At 67.7% G+C, this 19,195-nt stretch carries 15 protein-coding genes and 1 tRNA gene; 8 read left to right on the top strand and 8 right to left on the bottom strand.

Going from position 1 to position 19,195, the window contains the following annotated elements; all coding sequences use genetic code 11:
- The first annotated feature begins 6 nt into the window (after positions 1 to 6).
- The 4 genes from rsmI (at position 7) to ACK4S9_RS11655 (ending at position 7,118) form a co-directional block, all read left to right on the top strand.
- Positions 7 to 912, top strand: a complete 906-nt coding sequence (gene rsmI / locus ACK4S9_RS11640) for a 16S rRNA (cytidine(1402)-2'-O)-methyltransferase (protein ID WP_409725707.1) — start codon at positions 7 to 9, stop codon at positions 910 to 912.
- Positions 913 to 1,371: 459 nt separating this feature from the next.
- Positions 1,372 to 3,960 (top strand): EAL domain-containing protein, encoded by a 2,589-nt coding sequence (locus ACK4S9_RS11645; protein ID WP_409725709.1) that lies wholly within the window; start codon positions 1,372 to 1,374, stop codon positions 3,958 to 3,960.
- The gene (locus ACK4S9_RS11650; protein WP_409725711.1) at positions 3,957 to 5,477 is read left to right on the top strand and encodes a putative bifunctional diguanylate cyclase/phosphodiesterase; all 1,521 of its coding nucleotides are present in this window, start codon (positions 3,957 to 3,959) and stop codon (positions 5,475 to 5,477) included. The genes ACK4S9_RS11645 and ACK4S9_RS11650 overlap by 4 nt, the downstream gene beginning before the upstream one ends.
- 15 nt (positions 5,478 to 5,492) lie before the next feature.
- On the top strand, positions 5,493 to 7,118 hold the full coding sequence (locus ACK4S9_RS11655; protein WP_409725713.1) for a methyl-accepting chemotaxis protein: 1,626 nt from the start codon (positions 5,493 to 5,495) through the stop codon (positions 7,116 to 7,118).
- A 17-nt stretch (positions 7,119 to 7,135) separates the two neighbouring features.
- Here ACK4S9_RS11655 and ACK4S9_RS11660 read toward each other — a convergent pair whose 3' ends face one another.
- Positions 7,136 to 7,333 carry a hypothetical protein gene (locus tag ACK4S9_RS11660; RefSeq protein WP_409725715.1) on the bottom strand — a complete coding sequence of 66 codons (198 nt, stop codon included), beginning with the start codon at positions 7,331 to 7,333 and terminating at the stop codon, positions 7,136 to 7,138.
- 200 nt (positions 7,334 to 7,533) lie between these two features.
- Between ACK4S9_RS11660 and ACK4S9_RS11665 the strand changes: the two genes are divergently transcribed.
- Genes ACK4S9_RS11665 through ACK4S9_RS11675 form a run of 3 tightly spaced genes read left to right on the top strand, consistent with a single transcriptional unit; the run spans position 7,534 to position 11,125 of the window.
- Positions 7,534 to 8,316: a glycoside hydrolase family 3 protein gene (locus tag ACK4S9_RS11665; protein WP_409725717.1), complete on the top strand. Its 783-nt coding sequence runs from the start codon at positions 7,534 to 7,536 to the stop codon at positions 8,314 to 8,316.
- Between the two features lie 36 nt (positions 8,317 to 8,352).
- Entirely contained in the window at positions 8,353 to 10,161 is a 1,809-nt protein-coding gene (locus ACK4S9_RS11670) for a glycoside hydrolase family 3 C-terminal domain-containing protein (RefSeq protein WP_409725719.1), read from the top strand.
- 22 nt (positions 10,162 to 10,183) lie between these two features.
- Positions 10,184 to 11,125: an alpha/beta hydrolase gene (locus tag ACK4S9_RS11675; RefSeq protein ID WP_409725721.1), complete on the top strand. Its 942-nt coding sequence runs from the start codon at positions 10,184 to 10,186 to the stop codon at positions 11,123 to 11,125.
- A 4-nt stretch (positions 11,126 to 11,129) separates the two neighbouring features.
- Here the strand turns inward: ACK4S9_RS11675 and ACK4S9_RS11680 are convergent, their stop codons facing one another.
- Positions 11,130 to 11,762 carry a hypothetical protein gene (locus ACK4S9_RS11680; protein ID WP_409725723.1) on the bottom strand — a complete coding sequence of 211 codons (633 nt, stop codon included), beginning with the start codon at positions 11,760 to 11,762 and terminating at the stop codon, positions 11,130 to 11,132.
- A gap of 111 nt (positions 11,763 to 11,873) precedes the next feature.
- Here ACK4S9_RS11680 and ACK4S9_RS11685 point away from each other — a divergent pair.
- Positions 11,874 to 11,950 (top strand) — tRNA-Pro (locus tag ACK4S9_RS11685).
- Positions 11,951 to 12,122: 172 nt separating this feature from the next.
- Here ACK4S9_RS11685 and ACK4S9_RS11690 read toward each other — a convergent pair.
- The 6 genes from ACK4S9_RS11690 to bioF form a co-directional block, all read right to left on the bottom strand.
- Complete coding sequence (locus tag ACK4S9_RS11690) at positions 12,123 to 13,043, bottom strand: hydroxymethylglutaryl-CoA lyase (protein WP_409725725.1); 921 nt, start codon at positions 13,041 to 13,043, stop codon at positions 12,123 to 12,125.
- A 4-nt stretch (positions 13,044 to 13,047) separates the two neighbouring features.
- Positions 13,048 to 13,977, bottom strand: a complete 930-nt coding sequence (locus tag ACK4S9_RS11695) for a 2-hydroxyacid dehydrogenase (RefSeq protein ID WP_409725727.1) — start codon at positions 13,975 to 13,977, stop codon at positions 13,048 to 13,050.
- Between the two features lie 29 nt (positions 13,978 to 14,006).
- Positions 14,007 to 16,043: an acetyl/propionyl/methylcrotonyl-CoA carboxylase subunit alpha gene (locus ACK4S9_RS11700; RefSeq protein WP_409725729.1), complete on the bottom strand. Its 2,037-nt coding sequence runs from the start codon at positions 16,041 to 16,043 to the stop codon at positions 14,007 to 14,009.
- Between the two features lie 79 nt (positions 16,044 to 16,122).
- Complete coding sequence (gene bioB / locus ACK4S9_RS11705) at positions 16,123 to 17,154, bottom strand: biotin synthase BioB (RefSeq protein WP_409725731.1); 1,032 nt, start codon at positions 17,152 to 17,154, stop codon at positions 16,123 to 16,125.
- A gap of 11 nt (positions 17,155 to 17,165) precedes the next feature.
- Entirely contained in the window at positions 17,166 to 18,008 is an 843-nt protein-coding gene (bioD, locus tag ACK4S9_RS11710) for a dethiobiotin synthase (protein WP_409725733.1), read from the bottom strand.
- The gene (gene bioF, locus ACK4S9_RS11715; protein WP_409725818.1) at positions 18,005 to 19,192 is read right to left on the bottom strand and encodes an 8-amino-7-oxononanoate synthase; all 1,188 of its coding nucleotides are present in this window, start codon (positions 19,190 to 19,192) and stop codon (positions 18,005 to 18,007) included. Before bioF ends, bioD begins: the two co-directional genes overlap by 4 nt.
- Between the last annotated feature and the right edge of the window lie 3 nt (positions 19,193 to 19,195).

The following is a 19,195-nucleotide window of genomic DNA, read 5'->3' on the forward strand; positions in this document are numbered from 1 at the left end:
TTCCTTATGACAGAACAGCAGACCATCGACATCGCCCGGCTTCCCGTCATGGGCGAAGCGGCCCAGCAGTCCTATCCTACCGCAACGCTGTATGTCGTGGCTACACCGATCGGCAACGTCACCGACATCACGCTGCGCGCACTGCACCTGCTGGCGCTCGCCGATGTCGTGGCCTGTGAAGACACGCGCAAGACCGGTGCGCTCCTTCAACGTTTCGGCCTGAGCAAGCAGACCATCGCCGCCCACATGCACAACGAACGCGAGGTGGCCGACAAGATCGTCGAGCGCCTGCAGGCCGGACAGCGCGTGGCGCTGGTGTCGGATGCGGGTACGCCGGCCGTCTCGGACCCGGGGGCGAAGATCGTCGATGCCGTGCGTGCGGCCGGCCTGAACGTGGTGCCGCTGCCGGGACCGTCGGCCGCGATCGCGGCCCTGTCGGCCAGCGGGCTGGTGAACGACCGCTTCCATTTCGTCGGCTTCCTGCCGGCAAAATCGAAGCAGCGCGAAAACGCGCTGGCCGAGTTGGCGCGCGAGACCTCGACCCTCGTCATCTACGAAGCGCCGCACCGCATCGTGGAGTGCGTCGAGGGTTTGGCGAGCGTCTTCGAGCCGACCCGCCAGGTGGTGTTCGCGCGCGAGCTGAGCAAGATGTTCGAGGAAGTGCACCGCTGCCCGCTGAGCGAGGCCCGAGCCTGGGTCACGGCCGACCAGCACCGCGAGCGCGGCGAATTCGTCGTGCTGGTCGAAGGGGCCCGCCTGGAAACCGAAGCGCAGGACGCCGAGGCGGAACGCATCCTCCAGATCCTCCTGAGCGAATGCTCGGTCAAGCAGGCAGCCGGCCTGGCCGCGCAGATCACCGGACGCAAGAAGAACGCGCTGTACGAGCGCGCCCTGCAGATCAAGGGCGAGTGACGCCGGCGGCCGCCCGGCCGCCACACCCACTCCGGGCTTTCTTCCTGGGCTATCCGCCCAGACATCCTCCCATATTCCTTCCTCCCACCATACCGACGGCATGGCGCGTTGTCGCATTGGCATGTTCGTAAATATTTAGTTAAGCAATTTTTGATTCAGATCAAGTAATTGGTTTGATGAGCACAAATTGCTTACTTACAATATTGCTCTAAATTCACTTAAATATCCTGTGGGAATCATGAGTTAGCTTTCAATCGCGACAACTCGCATCGCTGCCGTCGTTCACTCAAAGCCAGTGGCATTCCCGCTCGTTCGAGCACTTTTCCGGACCGATTGCTGAGTAATCAACGACATGCCTGGTGACATTGGCGTTTTCTCGTCATGCATCCGGCAGTAACAGGCTTTAATCAACGACGATGGGTATCCGCTATGGTGCAGCATGCGCAGCTTGTGAGGTCAATGCCGAACGCATTGGATGAAACGGTCGACACGATCGGACGCGAAATTGGACTCGACCAGCAGGAGGTAGCCGAACGCATGGCTTTCCTCGACCTGCGTGCGGACGACCTGCGCCTGCTGCGCGAGCTGCACGGGCTGGTGGAGGATACCGACACCTTCTCGGACGACTTCTACGAGCACATCCTCGGCTTTCCCGAGCTGCGCCAGCTTGTGAAGGACGACGCCACGATACAGCGCCTGAAGCACTCGCAGGCCGCGTACTTCCGCAGCCTGACCTCGGGCGACTACGACGGCACCTACATCCGCGACCGCCTGCGGGTCGGGCTGGTCCACCAGCGCATCGGACTGGAGCCGAAATGGTATATCGGGGCCTACCGCAAGTACGTGGCGGGCATGTTCGACCTCCTGTGGAAGCAGTTCCACGCCGAGCCGGAGCGCTTCCGGGCGATGTTCAACAGCGTGCTCAAGGTCGTTTGCCTGGACATGGGCCTGGCCCTCGACACCTATGCCCACGCCGACCAGCGCAGCGTGGTACAGAACCAGAACTATCTGGAACAGGTCATCGGCGGCATGCCCGCCGGGCTGATCGTCACGGATGCGTCGGGCCGGATCCGCTCGATCAACGCGACGATGCGGGACATGCTCGGCGTCCCGGACGATGCGCTCGAGGCGCCCCGCTGGCTGGAGTCGCTCCTGCCGTCGCCCGACCTGGCCGACCGCATGGCCGCCGCGCTGGCCTCCGGCGCGCCGCAGGACGGGGTGGTCGTCACGGTCGACGGCCATGCCGACGGGGCGCGCTACCTCGAGTTCAACATCCGCCGCACCCGTCAGGCCGACGAGAACATCCTGCTGCTGATCGGCCACGACGTCACCTTCAAGCGCCAGGCCCGCCTGCGCCTGCAGGAGAGCGAGGAATTCTTCCGCCTGACCTTCTCCCAGGCCGCGGTCGGCATCGCCCTGCTGTCGCGCGAAGGCCGCTTCGTGCGGGTCAACCGCAAGCTGACCCAGATCGTCGGCTTTACCGAGATCGAGCTGCTCCAGCGTTTCTTGTACCAGATCACCTACCAGAGCGACCTGCTGGAAGACCGCGCCCTGTTCCGCCAGCTCATCGACGGCGAAATCCGCGACTTCCAGCGCGAGACGCGCTTCATCTCCAAGCGCGGCAACCCGGTCTGGGTGACGGTCAGCGCGTCGGCGATGCGCGAAGCCGTCAGCGGCCAGCTGCGCCTGATCGTCGCGGTCGAGGACATCTCGCGCAGGAAGGAGGCCGAGGAGGCCTTGCTGCGCATGGCGAACCACGATGCGCTGACCGGCCTGCCGAACCGCATCCTGCTGCAGGACCGCCTGTCGCACGCGATTGCCCAGGCCCAGCGCAGCGGCCGCCTGGTCGGGGTGATGTTCGTCGACCTCGACCGCTTCAAGCACGTCAACGACAGCCTCGGGCACGAGGCGGGCGACCAGATGATCATCGAGATCGCGCGCCGCCTGAGCCGCAGCCTGCGCGAGAGCGATACCGTGGCGCGCCAGGGCGGCGACGAGTTCGTGGTCGTGCTGCCGGACCTGGCCAGCACCGGTGACGCCGCCCTGGTGGCCCAGAAAGTGCTGTCGGAGCTGTTCCAGCCCTTGATGCTGGCCGGGAATGAGCTGTTCCCGACGGGGAGCATCGGCATCGCGCTGTATCCGCGCGACGGGCAGGACCCGACGGCCCTGCTCAAGGCCGCCGATACCGCCATGTACCGTTCCAAGGCGAACGGCGGCAACCATTTCCATTTCTATACCGAGGACATGGGCATGCGCGCCGAGGAGCACCTGCACGTCGAAGCAAGGCTGCAGCGCGCCCTGCAGCGCAACGAACTGAGCCTGCACTACCAGCCCCAGGTCGATATCGCCAGCGGCCGCATCGTCGGGCTGGAAGCCTTGCTGCGCTGGGAGGTCGACGGCGTCGAGGTCTTGCCGGCCGCCGACTTCATCCCGCTGGCGGAAGAGACGGGCCTGATCGTACCGATCGGCGAATGGGTGCTGGCCACCGCGATGCGCCAGCTGACGCACTTCGCGCGTACGGGGCTGGCGCCGCTGCGCATGAGCGTGAACGTCTCCGCGCGCCAGTTCCACCAGCAGGACATCGCCGCGCAGGTGGCCCGGCTGCTGGAAGAGTCGGGCTGCGATCCCCACGCCCTGACGCTGGAGATCACCGAGACCCTCCTGATGGAAAGTCCGGGCGCCGCGGCCGAGGCGATGGTGCGCCTGTCGGACATGGGCATCCAGCTGGCCATCGACGATTTCTGCACCGGCTACTCGAGCCTGGCCAACCTCAAGCGCTTCCCGATCCACGGCCTGAAGATCGACCGCTCCTTCATTGCCGACATTCCGGGTGACAGCGACGCGGCCGCCATCGTGCATGCCGTGATCGCGCTGGCCGGTTCGCTGGAGCTCGACGTGGTCGCCGTGGGTGTCGAGAGCGCGGAGCAGCAGGCCTTCCTGGAAGCGCACGGCTGCCGGCACATGCAGGGCTACCGGTTCGGCAAACCGGTGCCGGCAGCCGAGATCGAGCGGCTGCTGCGGCGCGGATGCGTGGACGCGGCGGCATGAGGACACTGCTGCGCCGTATGCCGGGCGATTCGCGCCTGGTGATCCTGGCCGCCCTGCTGGCCGCGCTCGCCCTGGGGCTGGCGCTGGACTGCCCGGGCATGCTGAGCTTCGCGATCGGCGTGAGCGCCGGCGCGGCGCTGATCCTGGCGCTGCGCACGCGCCGGGCGCCGGAACCGGGCGTGGAAAGCCGGCCGGAACATGCCTTGCCGGCGCCATCTGGCGGCGCCACGCTGGCCAGCCTGCCGGACCGGCGCCATGCGCTCGACGTGCTGGCCGAAGCGATCGATGCCGCACGCCGCGACGGTGGCTCGGCGGCAGTGATCGTGCTCGACATCGACGGCTTCAGGAAGATCAACAGTCACTATGGCTGGGCCGGCGGCGACGAGGTGCTGCACGAATGCATGGCGCGCCTGTCGGCGCGGCTGGGACCGGGCGACACGCTGGCGCACCAGGGCGGCAATGAATTCATCGTCGTGTGCGGGCAGGCCGACCGCGACGGCGCGACGGCGCTCGCCCGGGGGCTGCAGGAGTGCATGGACCTTCCGTTCGCGCCGGGCGGGCACTGCGTGTTCCTGTCGGCCAGCGTCGGCATCGCGGTCCTGCCGTCCGAACCCTGCCAGGCGTCCCAACTCCTGCACATGGCGCAGGTGGCCAGCGCCTGCGCCCGCCACCAGGGGCCGGCGCACCTGTGCTTCTATACGCCCCGCATGGGCGGCGCGATCCGCGAGCGGGTCGACCTGGAAACCATGCTGTGCCATGCCATCGAGCGCAAGGAGTTCGTGCTCCAGTACCAGCCGCGCATCAGCATGAAGGATGGGCATATGGTCGGCGTCGAGGCCCTGGTGCGCTGGCGCCATCCCGAGCTCGGCCTGCTGTCGCCGGCGCGCTTCATCCCGCTGGCCGAGGAAAGCGGGCTGATCAACGAGCTCGACCTGTGGGTGCTGCGCGAAGCCTGCAGCGCCGCCGCCGCATGGCGCGCGCAGGGCCTGTTCGGCGGCCGCGTCTCGGTCAACCTGTCGGCACGCCAGTTCCAGCAGCCCGGGCTGGCAGGGCGGGTGCGCAGCGCGCTCGAGGACAGCGGCCTGGCGCCGGCCGGACTGGAGCTCGAGATCACCGAGAGCACCGTCATGCACGACACCGAGGACGCCGCCGACGTGCTGCGTTCGCTGAGGGAGCTTGGCGTGACCGTGTCCATCGACGACTTCGGCACCGGCTATTCCTCGCTGAGCTACCTGAAGCGTTTCCCGCTCGACGTGCTGAAGATCGACCGCGCCTTCGTCAGGGACATGGACGGCGATGCCACCGGCGCCGCGATCATCCGCGCCATCATCACCCTGGCCCATTCGCTCGGCCTGTCGGCGGTCGCGGAAGGCGTCGAGACGGCCGACCAGGTGGCCTTCCTGAAGGAGAACGGCTGCGACGAAATCCAGGGGTATTACTTCAGCCGGCCGGTGTGGCCCGACGAGGTGTCGCGCATGCTGGCGGAGCAAGCCCCGTCCCTGTGTTCAACCCCGTAACAGTCCATCATTCCCATGCGTCTATTCAATCAACTCAGCATCAAACTGCGCCTCCTGCTCGTGCTCTCCCTGCTCGGGATCGAACTGGTCATCGGCGCGACCGTCGGGCTGTTCAGCCTGGGGCAGGCCAACGACGAGCTGCATTCCCTGTATGCCGACCGGCTGGTGCGCCTGGGCCAGCTCGACCAGATCGTGCGCCGGCTGAACAGCAACCAGTTCCTCGCCTCCGAAGCCTTGACGGCCGATGCCGGCCAGGTGCCGGCCCTGCTCGACGACATCGAGCGCAACAAGGCCGTGATCGACGAGCAGTGGAAGGCCTACGCCGGTCCCGGCCTGGCGGGGCCGGAGCGGGAGGCCGCCGAGCGCTTCCTGCAGGCGCGCTCGGCATTCGTCGAGCGCGGCCTGCAACCCGCGGTCGCGGCGCTGCGCGCCGCGGACCTGGAGCGCGCGCGGCAGATCGTGCACGGCCCGCTGGTCGACCTGTTCCGGCCCGCCGCCACCGCCATCGATGCGCTCATCCAGCTGCAGCTGGACGAGGCCAGGAAGTCGAACGAGGCCTCGCGCTACCGCTTCGAAGTGGTGCGCGCGGTCTGCCTGGGCGGCATGGTCCTGGGCCTGCTGCTGGCCGGCGCCGTCGGTGTCTTGCTGGTGCGCGGCATCGTGGTCCCGCTCGAGCAGGCGGTGCGGATCGCCGGCGCGGTGGCCGACGGCGACCTGACCCGCGACATCGGAGGGCAGGGGCGCGACGAGACCGGGCGCCTGATGCAGGCCTTGCGCGACATGAACGAAGGACTGGCCGCGATCGTCGGACGGGTGCGCGGCGGCACCGACACCATCGCGACCGCTTCCGGCCAGATCGCGGCAGGCAACATGGACCTGTCGGCGCGCACCGAGCAGCAGGCGGCCGCACTGGAGCAGACCGCGTCCTCGATGGAAGAACTGACCTCGACCGTCAAGCAGAATGCCGACAATGCGCGCCAGGCCAACGGGCTGGCGCAGTCGGCGTCGGCGGTGGCGAACCAGGGCGGGCAGGTGGTGGCGAAGGTGGTGGACACCATGGCCGCGATCGATGCCTCGGCGGCGCGCATCGGCGACATCACGGGCGTCATCGACGGCATCGCGTTCCAGACCAATATCCTGGCCCTGAATGCCGCGGTGGAGGCCGCGCGCGCGGGCGAGCAGGGGCGCGGCTTTGCGGTGGTGGCCGGCGAAGTGCGCAACCTGGCCCAGCGCAGCGCCGCCGCCGCCAGGGAGATCAAGACCCTGGTCGACGATTCGATACGGACGGTGAGCGAAGGCTCGCAACTGGTGGAGCAGGCCGGGGCCACCATGGAAGAGATCGTGCGCAGCGTCGGCCGCGTGACCGACATCATGGCCGAGATCATGGCGGCCAGCCAGGAACAGGCAACCGGCATCGAACAGGTGAACCAGGCGATCATCCAGATGGACCGTGCCACCCAGCAGAACGCCGCCCTGGTCGAAGAGGCCTCCGCCGCAGCCCAGGCGTTGCGCGAAGAGGCAGACAGCCTGGCGCAGGCGGTCGGCGCCTTCCGCCTGCGGGCGCAGGGCTCCAAGGGCGCCGCATCGAGCGATCAGGCTGGCGAGCTCCGGCTGGATGTCCCCTTGCTGGGGCAGGCCTGACAGCTGTTAACGATCCTTCAGGCGAGCGCCTCTTTTGCCGCCTCTTCAGGCGTCAAGCCATCGTAGAACTGGTCGGTGAACCATTCGACCTGTTCTTCGATGTGGTCCTGCGCTTGCCTGAGGGTGGCGCCGCCGGCGACCAGGAATTTTTCCACTTCGGTGAGCCACTGGATGAATGCCAGCGTTTCTTCGTCCAGTTCTTCTTTCTTTGCCATCTCGATTCCAGTTCCTGCGTTGCCGGCCGGTCGGTGCGACCAGCCTCCATGGGCATTCTAACGTAGCGATCGGGCGGGCGGCCCGCGTCAAGCCCGATACCGATTCGGATATCGGGATGCGATAAAAAGTTATTGGTCCCTGGTAAGGTCTTGCCGCAGAATGTTAGCGCAACCATCGTGGTGCTCTACAAGGTGAGGACATGCGAAAAGAGAAAGCCGGGACGATGCGTCGGACGGGGATTGCACTCATCCTGGCGGCGGCAATTCCAGCCTTCGTCCAGGCCGCGGAGCTCCGTGCGGAGGCGGACGCGCGCGCGCGGGCCCTGGTGGCGCGGATGACGATGGACGAAAAAATCGGCCAGCTGCTCAACGTCGCGCCCGCCCTGCCGCGGCTGGGTATTCCGGCCTACAACTGGTGGACCGAGTCCCTGCATGGGGCGATCGGGCCGGTGCCGACCACGAACTTCCCGCAACCCATCGGGCTCGCGGCCAGCTTCGATACGCCGCTCGTGCATCAGGTCGCCGCCGCGATCAGCACCGAAGTGCGCGCGCTGCACACGCTGGGGCGCCAGACCGGGCACCTGGGACGCATCGGCACCGGGCTCAATACGTGGTCGCCGAACATCAATATCTTCCGCGATCCCCGCTGGGGGCGCGGCCAGGAAACCTATGGCGAAGATCCACACCTGACGGCGGCCATGGGCGTTGCGTATATCCGGGGCATGCAGGGACCGGATCCGGACCTGCCGCACGTGGTCGCCACGCCGAAGCATTTCGCGGTGCACAGCGGACCCGAATCGACGCGCCACTCGGCGGACGTCCACGTATCGAAACACGATCTCGAAGACAGCTACCTGCCCGCCTTCCGGGCCGCCATCGTCGACGCCCGGGCCGGCTCGATCATGTGCGCCTACAACCGCGTCAATGGCCTGCCTGCCTGCGGCAGCGAATTCCTGATGAGGGACGTCCTGCGCGGCGCCTGAGGCTTCAAGGGCTATGTCGTGTCCGACTGCGATGCCGTGACCGACATTTCGGAGCACCACAAGTTTGCGCCGGATCCCGCCGCCGCGGTCGCCGTGGCCCTCAAGGCCGGGACCGACAACGAATGCAGCACCAAGACCCTGGGCGAGCCCCAGGACCTGGGCGCGCGTTACCGGGAAGCCTGGCGGCGCGGCCTGATCGGCGTGGACGACATCGACCGGGCGCTGGTGCGGCTGTTCTCCGCCCGCTATCGCAACGGCGACCTCGCGGGACTGCCCGGACGCGACGGCAAGGCGGTTCCAGTGGGCGCGATCAACACGGCGGCGCACCAGGAACTGGCGCTGCGGGCGGCGACCAACAGCCTGGTGCTGCTGAAGAACGATGGCGTGCTGCCGCTCAAGCCGGGCTTGAAGCTGGCGGTGATCGGTCCCCTGGCCGACGCGACCCGCGTCCTGCGCGGCAATTATTCGTCGACGATCTCGGCGCCGCCCGTATCGGTCGTCGAGGGCCTGCGCCGCGCCATGCCGCAGGCACAGGTCAGGCTGGTGCACGGTGGCGCATCCATCACCGACGGCGACCTGGTTCCCAGCTCGGCCTTGCGCACGCCCGATGGCAAGCCCGGCCTGCGTGCGGAGTACTTCAACCGCAAGGGCACGACCTTCGACGGCAAGCCCATCGTCACGCGCACCGAGCATGGCCTGCACTCGCACGCGCTGGCCCTGGCCGAGGTCACGGATCACAACCGTGTGATCTGGACCGGTTACCTGGTGCCGCCGGAGAGCGGCACTTACCGCCTCGGCGCGAGCGGCGTGCAGGGCGAGCTGACGGTCGGCGGCAAGCCTGCGATCCGGGCCGCCGCGTATTCGAAGTGGGGCGAGCCCTTGGCACTGGGCGAGGTCCGGCTCGAGAAGGGGCAGCGCTATCCTCTGCGTTTCCATGCCGAGACGGGTTCTACCGGCGTGCCCGGCCTGTACTGGAAGCGTATCTCGACCGATCCCGAAGCCGACTTCAAGGCGGGCACCCTGGATGCCGACGTCATCGTGGCCGTGGTCGGCCTGACGGCGGACCTGGAAGGCGAAGAGATGGCGGTGCAGGTCGAGGGCTTCTCGGGCGGCGACAAGACCTCGCTCGACCTGCCCGCCGACCAGCGCCGCCTGCTCGAACGCGCCAGGGCCCTGGGCAAACCCCTGGTGGTGGTCTTGATGAACGGCAGCGCGATCGACCTGTCCTGGGCGAAGGACCATGCCGCCGCGATCCTGGAAGCCTGGTATCCGGGGCAGTCCGGCGGCCTGGCGGTCGCCAGGGTACTGGCGGGACAATCCGACCCGGGCGGACGCCTGCCGCTGACCTTCTACCGTGGCCTGGCCGACCTGCCGCCCTTCGACGACTATGCGATGAAGGGCCGCACCTACCGCTACTACGCGGGCACGCCCGTGTATCCCTTCGGTGCCGGCCTGAGCTACACGACGTTTCGCTACGCCCCGCTGCGGATCGAGCCCGTCGACGGCGCGTTCGAGAACGGCGTGGTCGTCAGCACCGAGATCGAGAATACGGGCAAGCGTGCCGGCGACGACATCGCCCAGCTGTACCTGACGCCGCCGGCCTTCGAGGGCGCGCCGCGCCTCGCCTTGCGCGGCTTCCAGCGCGTGTCCTTGAAGGCGGGCGAGCGCCGTTCCATCAGTTTCCGCCTGTCGCCACGCGACCTGAGCTTCGTCACGCGCGACGGTGTCCGGCAACTGATGCCCGGCCAGTATCGGCTGAGCGTCGGTTCCGGGCAGCCGGGGACGGGCGTGCCGGGACAGGAATCCCTGCTCACGCTGAACCGCACCGCAGTTCTGGCGCAATAACCACTTGGAGAGGAGAACACACATGATGAGAACAATCCGCACAGGACTTGCCGCCGCGGTCGTCGGCTTGAGCTGCGCCCTGGCGGCGCCGGCGATGGCGCAGGACGACAGGATGACGCCGATCGCGATCCCGGCGCAGCCGGACGCGATCGTGCTGGGGACCGGCGAGTTGCCGGGCGCGACCACGAAGGAAAGCTGGCACAGCCAGTACGGCAGCCTGTTCGCCCGCAACGTCACGCTGGCCACGCTGACGCCCTTCCTGCCGGATCCCGGCAAGGCGACCGGCGCCGCGGTGATCGTCGCGCCGGGCGGGGGCTTTCGCACGCTGTCGATGAACAACGAGGGCTGGGACGTGGCCCGGGCGCTTGCCGACAAGGGCGTGGCGGCTTTCGTGCTGAAGTACCGCCTGAACCAGACGCCGCAGGACATGGGCGAGTTCGCGCGCTCGATGCAGCAGATGTTCTCGGCAGGCGCCCAAGCGGCACGCCGCGCTTCGCAGCAGGATCCGGCCGTGACCCTGGCGCCGCAGATCGCCGATGCGCGCGCCGCTTTCGCGCTGGTGCGCTCGCGCGCCAAGGAGTGGCGGGTGGATCCCGGCCGCATCGGCATGGTCGGCTTCTCGGCCGGCGCCATGCTGACCATGGCGACCGCGCTGCATGGGCAGGACGCCAAGCCCGCCTTCATCGGGAACGTCTACGGACCGCTGGCGCCGATGAAGGCGCCGCTTGACGCACCGCCGCTGTTCATCGCGCTGGCCGCGGACGACCCCTTGTTCGGCAATGCCGGGTATGGCCTGGTCGACAGCTGGCGCACCGCCAAACGTCCGGTGGAGTTCCACCTCTACGAGCAGGGCGGCCACGGCTTCGGCATGTACCCGAAGACGACCACCAGTACCGGCTGGTTCGAGGCCTTCGCACGCTGGCTGGACATGCACGGCTACCTGAAACCCAAACAGGGCGCGTGATTCCTCACCACTTGCAGCCGTGGTCCTTCTTGTCCAGGGCCAGGAGCAGCGGCGCCAGCAGCCCACCCGGCACGCCGTCCTTGCAGTCGCGGCGCTTGGCCTTGCCGATGGCCTTGCCGAGCTGCGTTTCCGTTTCCAGGGGCGGGTCGGGGAACTGCGCGTTGGCATGGCCCTCGCGGCCCAGTTTGGTTTGACCTGCGAGCTGCCGCGCTGTTTGCTTGGCGGCATTCATACTGAATTGCGGCGCTTCGCCTGGCGCAGGAGCCGGTTCCTCCGCCTGTTGCACCGTGAAAGTATCCGGCGCGTCGTCTTGTTCGGGCGATACCGGAACGGCAATCACAGCTTGCGGCGTCGACTTGCGTCTGCTGTGTGTCGCTGGCGGTTCGCTACGCTGTCGCGCCGCCGGCTCGACGCGCGGCGGTTCCGGCTCCAGTTCCGGCGGCGGCGCGGGCGGCGCGATACGCACGGTGATGGAAGAGGGTGGTTCAGGCATGACGGGGGCCGGGGCTGGCCCGGTATGGCGATAGGCAAGCATCAACAGAATGTGCACGGTCAAAGACACCCCGACCCCGGCCAGGAAGCGCCTGTGCTCCCGCGACTTACCCTCGTGCAGGCTGTCCTGAACTGCAAGATTCACAATATTGTCCGCACAATCACGATCGAATAATGCGCCAGAGAATACGGTGGCCTGCTTATTTGGCCCTTAAGCCTTGACCTGGCCCGGCCGACACGCTATTATCTTCGTCTTCGGAGTGTAGCGCAGCCCGGTAGCGCACCTGGTTTGGGACCAGGGGGTCCAAGGTTCGAATCCTTGTACTCCGACCAGCATTAAGAAAAAGGCCGACAGTGAACACTGTCGGCTTTTTTCGTTGTCGGGTTGGTTTCGTAGGGTGGGCGGGTATCCCGCCCACGCGTTCAAATCACATTCGATCAGTAGCCGCGTCAGTTCATACAGGAGTTGAACGCGCGGACGGCAAAGCCGTCCACCCTACGAATTTCAACCGACGCGTTTCGCGGCGATCGCATTGCCCGCCCGGCTCGCCCCCTTGCGGCCCAGTTGCTGCGAAATGAACTGTCCCGCATCCACCACCTGGTCGAGGTCGATCCCGGTCTCGATTCCGAGGCCGTTCATCAGGTAGAGCACGTCCTCGGTGGCCACGTTGCCGGTCGCGCCCTTGGCATACGGGCAGCCGCCCAGGCCCGACACCGACGAGTGGAAGATCGCCACGCCGACTTCCATCGCCGCGTAGATGTTGGCCAGCGCCTGCCCATAGGTGTCGTGGAAGTGCCCGGACAGGCGCTCCAGGGGGAATTCCTGCGCCGCGCGCAGCATCACGGCCTGGGTCTTGCGCGGGGTCGCCACGCCGATGGTGTCGGCGATGTCGATTTCATCGGCGCCGAGGTCGCGCATGCGGCGCACCACGTCGGCCACGCTGTCCAGCGGCACCTCGCCCTGGTAGGGACAGCCGAAGGCCGTGCTGATCGAGGCGCGCAGGCGCAGCCCGTTGGCTTTGGCGGCCTTGGCGACCGGCTCGAAGCGGGCGATCGACTCGGCGATCGAGCAGTTGATGTTCTTCTGCGAGAAGGCTTCCGAGGCCGAGCCGAAGATCACCACTTCGTCGGCCCTGGCGGCCAGCGCCGCCTCGAAGCCCTGCATGTTCGGCGTCAGGGCCGAGTAGATCGTGCCCGGCAGGCGCTCGATGCCGGCCATGACTTCGCTGCTGGTGGCCATCTGCGGCACCCACTTGGGCGAGACGAAGGATGCCGCCTCGACGTTGGGAAAGCCCGCGCGCGCCAGGCGGTTCACCAGCGCGATTTTCACCTCGGCCGACAGCGCTTCCTTCTCGTTCTGCAGGCCGTCGCGCGGCCCCACTTCGACAATCCTGACCTTCTTCGGTAACGTGGGCTGCTGGTTCATTCTTTCAGTATCCTAGATCGCGGTCGACGACGTCGTCGACGGGTTGGCCGCTCTCCAGCTTCGCGATCTTCTCTAGGATCTGGAGCACGGCGTCGTGGCGCACGGTGAGCGCCGAGATATGCGGGGTGATGCTGATGCGCGGCTCGTTCCAGAACGGGTGCGGCGCCGGCAGCGGTTCGTGGCGGAACACGTCGAGCGTGGCGCCGGCGATCTGGCCGGAACGGATCAGGGTCATCAGGTCGGGCTCGGCCAGGATGGCGCCGCGCGAGACGTTGATGAGATAGGCGCCCGGCTGCAGCTTGCCCAGGTTATGGCGGTCGAGCAGGTTGGCCGTCTCGGGCGTGAGCGGCAGCATGCACACCAGCACGCGGGTGCCGCGCAGGAAAGGCTCCAGCCCTTGCTCGCCATGGAAACATTCGACGCCCGGGATGTCCTTGGGCGTGCGGCTCCAGCCGCGCACCGGAAAGCCGAACAGGCGCATCGCCTCGACCACCGGCAGGCCGAGCTTGCCGAGACCCATGATGCCGACCGCGAATTCTTCCTTGGGCGTGAGCGGCAGCGGGTCCCAGACGCCGTGCCTGGCCTGCTGTTCGTAGTCGTCGAAGTGGCGGTAGTAGCGCAGCACCGCATGGGCCACGTATTCCGCCATCTGCACGCCCATGCCGGCGTCGCCCAGGCGCACGATCGGCACCGGCGGCAAGGCCTCGCCCAGCTTGAGCAGGGCGTCGACGCCGGCGCCCATCAGGAAGATCGCGCGCACGTGCGCGAGCTGGTCCAGCAGGGCCGGCGTCGGGGTCCACACCACCGCGTAGTCGCAAGGCGGGAGCGCTTCGCCCTCTTTCCATGCGACCGTCTGCGCCTGCGGCATGAGGGCGGCGAATTCGCGCGCCCATGGCTCGATCACGCCGTCTCCACGGTACAGGAGTATGCGCATGGTCTCCCCTCTTTATTCTTGTGTTGGTGTTACGCCGCTGCCTTGAACGCCAGCAGCGGCGCGCCATCCGCCACCTGGTCGCCGACCTGGTACAGCACTTCTTCCACCAGGCCGTCGCTCGGCGCGGAAATCGTGTGTTCCATCTTCATTGCTTCCATGATGACCAGCGGCTCGCCCTTCTTCACTTCCTGGCCGGACGAGGCCAGCACCGCCACCACTTTACCCGGCATCGGCGCGGTCAGGCGCCCGCCCGCAGCCTCGAGCTCGCCGGCATGCGCCATCGGGTCATTGTACGACAGGCTGTAATGACGGCCGCCGGTGAACACGTGGAACAGGTCTCCGTCGCGGCGCACGCTGCCGTGCAGCGAGGTCTCGCCCAGGCGGATGCTCAGCTCCGCGCCTTCGTGGCGAACCAGCGCCAGGGGCTGGCGCTCGCCGCCGGCATCGATTTCCCAGCCATGGGCGCCATAGGTCAGGCCGACCTGGTAGCCCTTGTCGCCGCTGAATTCGTCGGCAAACGAGAGCACGCGGCGGTAGGCGCTGTTCATGCGCCAGCCTTGCGCCTGGGCCCACGGGTCGGCCGGGTTGCCGCCTTTTTCCAATCCTCCACGCACCGTTTCGCCCCTGCTGAGCGCGAGCGCGGCCAGGGCCAGGGCGCCCAGCGGGGCGCTAGCGGGCGCCGGGAACAGGGATGCTCCGTGGCGGTCGATCAGGCCGGTGTCCAGGTCGGCCGTCGAGAAGGCTTCGCCCTCGACCAGGCGTTTCAGGAAGGCGATGTTGGTGGCCAGGCCGACGATCTGGAATTCGCTGAGCGCCTGCGACAGGCGCGCCAGGGCTTGCGTGCGGTCGGCGCCCCAGACGATCAGCTTGGCGATCATCGGGTCGTAGAAGGGAGAAATCGCGTCGCCTTCGCGCACGCCCGAGTCGACGCGCACCGCGGCCGGGTTGGTGCCGTCTGCGCCGAGCTGGAATTCGACCGCCGCCGGCGTGTCCATGTGCCGCAGCGTGCCGATCGACGGCAGGAAGCCCTTTTCCGGGTTCTCGGCGTAGATGCGCGCCTCGATCGCATGGCCGTGGATCGCCAGTTCGTGCTGCTTCTTCGGCAGCGGCTGGCCGTTTGCCACGCGCAGCTGCCACTCGACCAGGTCGGTGCCGGTGATCATCTCGGTGACCGGGTGCTCCACCTGCAGGCGGGTGTTCATCTCCATGAAGTAGAAGGAGCCGTCCTGGTTGGCGATGAATTCCACCGTGCCGGCGCCCACGTAGCCGACCGCGCGCGCGGCGTTCACGGCCGCTTCGCCCATGGCGGCGCGGCGGTCGTGGGTCATGCCCGGGGCCGGCGCTTCTTCCAGTACCTTCTGGTGGCGGCGCTGCACCGAGCAGTCGCGCTCGTGCAGGTAGACGCAATTGCCATGGGTGTCGGCGAATACCTGGATCTCGATGTGGCGCGGGCGGATCAGGTATTTCTCGACCAGCACCTTGTCGTCGCCGAAGGAGCTGATCGCTTCGCGCTTGCACGAGGCCAGCGCGGCTTCGAAGTCTTCCGAACGCTCGACCACGCGCATGCCCTTGCCGCCGCCGCCGGCGCTGGCCTTGAGCAGCACCGGATAGCCGATGCGGTCGGCCTGCTCGCGCAGGAATACCGGGTCCTGGTTGTCGCCGTGGTAGCCCGGCACCAGCGGTACGTTGGCGCCTTCCATCAGCTGCTTGGCGGCCGACTTCGAGCCCATTGCGCGCATCGAGGAACCCGGCGGGCCGATGAAGACCAGGCCGGCGGCGTGCACGGCCTCCGCGAACTCCGCGTTCTCCGACAGGAAGCCGTAGCCCGGATGGATCGCCTGCGCGCCGGTGGCTTTCGCTACCTCGATGATCTTCTGGCCGCGCAGGTAGCTGTCCTTGGCGGCTGCTGCGCCGATCAGGACCGCCTCATCGCAGACCGCCACGTGCTTCGAGCCCGCGTCGGCTTCCGAATACACGGCGACGGTGCGGATACCCATGCGGCGCGCGGTGGCGGCGACACGGCAGGCGATTTCGCCACGGTTGGCGATGAGGATTTTGGTGAACATGCGTTTGTCTTTCGCTTCTGGTTGTTCGAATTGGTGGATTGCGGCCGTGTCTCCCCGGCCGCATTGCAGCTTGATACGATCAGCAGCCGCAGGCCGCCTTCGGCGCCGACTCCAGCGTCGCGGCGCGCGTCTTCAGGCCCAGCTTCTCGAGCAGCACGCGGTCGTCGTCCGCTTCCGGATTGCCGGTGGTGAGCAGCTTGTCGCCGTAGAAGATCGAGTTGGCGCCGGCCATGAAGCACATCGCCTGCACGGCTTCGCCCAGCTCGCGGCGGCCGGCCGACAGGCGCACGCGCGCCTGCGGCATGGTGATGCGCGCCACCGCGATGGTGCGCACGAATTCGATCGGGTCGAGCTTCTCGACGCCGTGCAGCGGCGTGCCCTCGACCTGCACCAGGTGATTCACCGGCACCGATTCCGGATACGGGTTCAGGTTCGCCAGCTGGGCGATCAGGCCGGCGCGCTGCTCGCGCGTTTCGCCCATGCCCACGATGCCGCCGCAGCAGACCTTCAGGCCGGCGCTGCGCACGCGGCCCAGCGTGTCCAGGCGGTCCTGGTACTCGCGCGTGGAAATCACGTTGTTATAAAAATCCGGCGCGGTGTCGATGTTGTGGTTGTAGTAGTCCAGGCCCGCTTTTTTCAGCTGTTCGGCTTGTCCCTCTTCCAGCATGCCGAGGGTGGCGCAGGTTTCCATGCCGAGCGCCTTCACTTCGCGCACCATGGTTTCGACCTTCTCCATGTCGCGCTCCTTCGGGCTGCGCCATGCCGCGCCCATGCAGAAACGCGTCGCGCCATTGGCCTTGGCTTCGCGCGCGGCGTCCAGCACGGTGTCGAGGTCGAGGATCTTCTTGGCTTCGACGCCGGTGTCGTAGCGCGCCGCCTGCGGGCAGTAGCCGCAGTCTTCCTCGCAGCCGCCGGTCTTGATCGACAGCAGGGTGGCCAGCTCGACGTCGCCGTCCGGGAAGTTGGCGCGGTGCGCCTGTTGCGCGCGGAACATCAGCTCATTGAAGGGCAGCTCGAACAGGGCCAGCACATCGGCCAGCGGCCAGGTGACGTTTTCCGGCTGCTTGATGGCGACGGGACGATGCAGAGCGACGGTATTCGTTTGGGACATCTCGGTTTTCCTTAGGTCTGGACGCGCGCGGAATGCCAGCCCGGCAGTCCCGCGAGGTCGATGTATTCTGCGGCGGCTTGCGCCGTCGGGTTCTCCAGGCGGGGCACGTGGCCCAGCAGCGGCGCCGGAATGCGTTGTTCCAGCGCGTCGATGTTCTCGCGTTCGAAGCGCATCTCCGGATCGACCGTGTTGGCGACCCAGCCGGCCAGCACCAGGCCTCGGGATACGATGGCCTCCACGGTCAGCAGCGCGTGGCTGATGCAGCCCAGGCGCAGGCCCACCACCAGGATCACCGGCAGGTTGAGCTGCGCGGCCAGGTCGGCGCTGTCGAACTCGTCGTTGAAGGGCACGCGAAAGCCCCCCACGCCTTCGACCACGACGGCGTCCGAGGCCGCGTGGATCTCGGTATAGGCGGCCAGGATCGGCACCGCTTCGATGCGCACGCCCTCCAAGGCGGCGGCGATGTGCGGCGCCGCCGGCTCCTTCAGCATGAAGGGTGTGGTGATGCTGGACGGCAGGTGCACGTTGCCGGCAGCGCGCAGCATGTCGGCGTCCTCGTTGTGCAGCTCGCCGTCACGCATGTCGGCGCCGGCCGCGACCGGCTTCATGCCGCAGGCACGGCGGCCGCCTTCCACCAGTTTATGGAGGATGGCGCTCGACACCAGGGTCTTGCCGATTTCGGTATCGGTGCCGGTGACGAAGCAGCAGAAACGCGAAGGCACGCCGTCCACGGGCAGCGCTTCCGGCTGCGGCTCGGCGGGCGCTTCCGCCGCGACCGTGGCGCCGGCGCTTCCCGGCACCGTGAGCACGGGCGTCAAGGCGACCGGCTGGTCTGGTTCGTTCAGGTTCTTCATGCGGTGGCCCTTTCCAGTTCGTTCAGTGCGCGTGCCAGCAGCGCCACTTCGTCGTGGGTGTGCGCGGCCGACAAGGTGACGCGCAGGCGCGCGGTGCCCGGCGCCACGGTCGGCGGACGGATCGCCGGCACCCACAGGCCCTGCTCGTGCAGGCCGGCCGCCACGCGCAGCGCATCCTCGTTGCTGCCGATGATGAGCGGCTGGATCGCGGTGCTTGAGGCCAGCAGTTGCCAGCGCCGCGGGCGCAGCGCATCCTGCAGGTGCGCGACGAGCGCGGCCAGGTGGGCGCGGCGTGCGCCCCCTTCGTCGCCACCGATGATATCAAGGCTGGCCTGCAGCGCATGCGCCAGCGCCGGCGGCGCGGCCGTGGTGTAGATGTAGGGGCGGGCACGCTGCACCAGCAGTTCGATCACGCTGGCATGCGCGGCGATGAAGGCGCCGCCCACGCCGGCCGCCTTGCCGAGCGTGCCGATGTAGACCAGGTTCGGCGACTGCAGTTTGAGATGCTCGAGGGCGCCGCGGCCCGTTTCTCCCAGCACGCCGAAGCCGTGGGCGTCGTCCACCACCAGCCAGGCGCCATGGCGTTCGCACAGGGCCAGCAACTGCGGCAGCGGCGCCAGGTTGCCGTCCATGCTGAACACGCTGTCGGTGACGACGATTTTCGTGCCGGCGGTGCTGGCGCCCAGTTGCTGGGCCAGTGCCTCCACGTCGCCGTGCGGATAGACGCTGACGCCGGCCCTGGCCAGGCGGGCGCCGTCGATCAGCGAGGCGTGGTTCAGCGCCTCCGAGAAGATCTGCGCATCGGCGTCCGCTCCCAGCGCCGTGAGCACCGCGAGGTTGGCCATGTAGCCGGTGCAGAGATACAGCGCGCGCGCCTGCGGGATGAAGGGCGCCATCCATGCGCCGAAGCGTTCTTCCAGCAGCGCATGCGCGCGGCTGTGGCCGCTGACCAGGTGGGACGCGCCGCTGCCGGCGCCATAGCGCGCGGCGCCTTCCTGCAGCGCCGCGATCACGGCCGGGTGCGAGGCCAGGCCCAGGTAGTCGTTGCTGCAGAAGGCCAGCAGCGCGCGGCCGTCGACCACCTGGCGCGGCGCACAGGGGCTGTCGGCCACGCGCAAGCGGCGGATCAGGCTTTGCGCGGCCAGTGCGTCCAGTTTGCGGTCGATTCCTGCGATCAGGTCCATCAT

The sequence above is a fragment of the Massilia sp. genome, from assembly GCF_046293535.1.
Taxonomy (GTDB): domain Bacteria; phylum Pseudomonadota; class Gammaproteobacteria; order Burkholderiales; family Burkholderiaceae_D; genus Telluria.

Coding starts and splice junctions, on each gene's coding strand:
- rsmI (WP_409725707.1), top strand. CDS start 7: ATGACAGAACAGCAGACCATCGACATCGCCCGGCTTCCCGTCATGGGC.
- ACK4S9_RS11645 (WP_409725709.1), top strand. CDS start 1,372: ATGCCGAACGCATTGGATGAAACGGTCGACACGATCGGACGCGAAATT.
- ACK4S9_RS11650 (WP_409725711.1), top strand. CDS start 3,957: ATGAGGACACTGCTGCGCCGTATGCCGGGCGATTCGCGCCTGGTGATC.
- ACK4S9_RS11655 (WP_409725713.1), top strand. CDS start 5,493: ATGCGTCTATTCAATCAACTCAGCATCAAACTGCGCCTCCTGCTCGTG.
- ACK4S9_RS11660 (WP_409725715.1), bottom strand. CDS start 7,333: ATGGCAAAGAAAGAAGAACTGGACGAAGAAACGCTGGCATTCATCCAG.
- ACK4S9_RS11665 (WP_409725717.1), top strand. CDS start 7,534: ATGCGAAAAGAGAAAGCCGGGACGATGCGTCGGACGGGGATTGCACTC.
- ACK4S9_RS11675 (WP_409725721.1), top strand. CDS start 10,184: ATGATGAGAACAATCCGCACAGGACTTGCCGCCGCGGTCGTCGGCTTG.
- ACK4S9_RS11690 (WP_409725725.1), bottom strand. CDS start 13,043: ATGAACCAGCAGCCCACGTTACCGAAGAAGGTCAGGATTGTCGAAGTG.
- ACK4S9_RS11695 (WP_409725727.1), bottom strand. CDS start 13,977: ATGCGCATACTCCTGTACCGTGGAGACGGCGTGATCGAGCCATGGGCG.
- ACK4S9_RS11700 (WP_409725729.1), bottom strand. CDS start 16,043: ATGTTCACCAAAATCCTCATCGCCAACCGTGGCGAAATCGCCTGCCGT.
- bioB (WP_409725731.1), bottom strand. CDS start 17,154: ATGTCCCAAACGAATACCGTCGCTCTGCATCGTCCCGTCGCCATCAAG.
- bioD (WP_409725733.1), bottom strand. CDS start 18,008: ATGAAGAACCTGAACGAACCAGACCAGCCGGTCGCCTTGACGCCCGTG.
- bioF (WP_409725818.1), bottom strand. CDS start 19,192: ATGGACCTGATCGCAGGAATCGACCGCAAACTGGACGCACTGGCCGCG.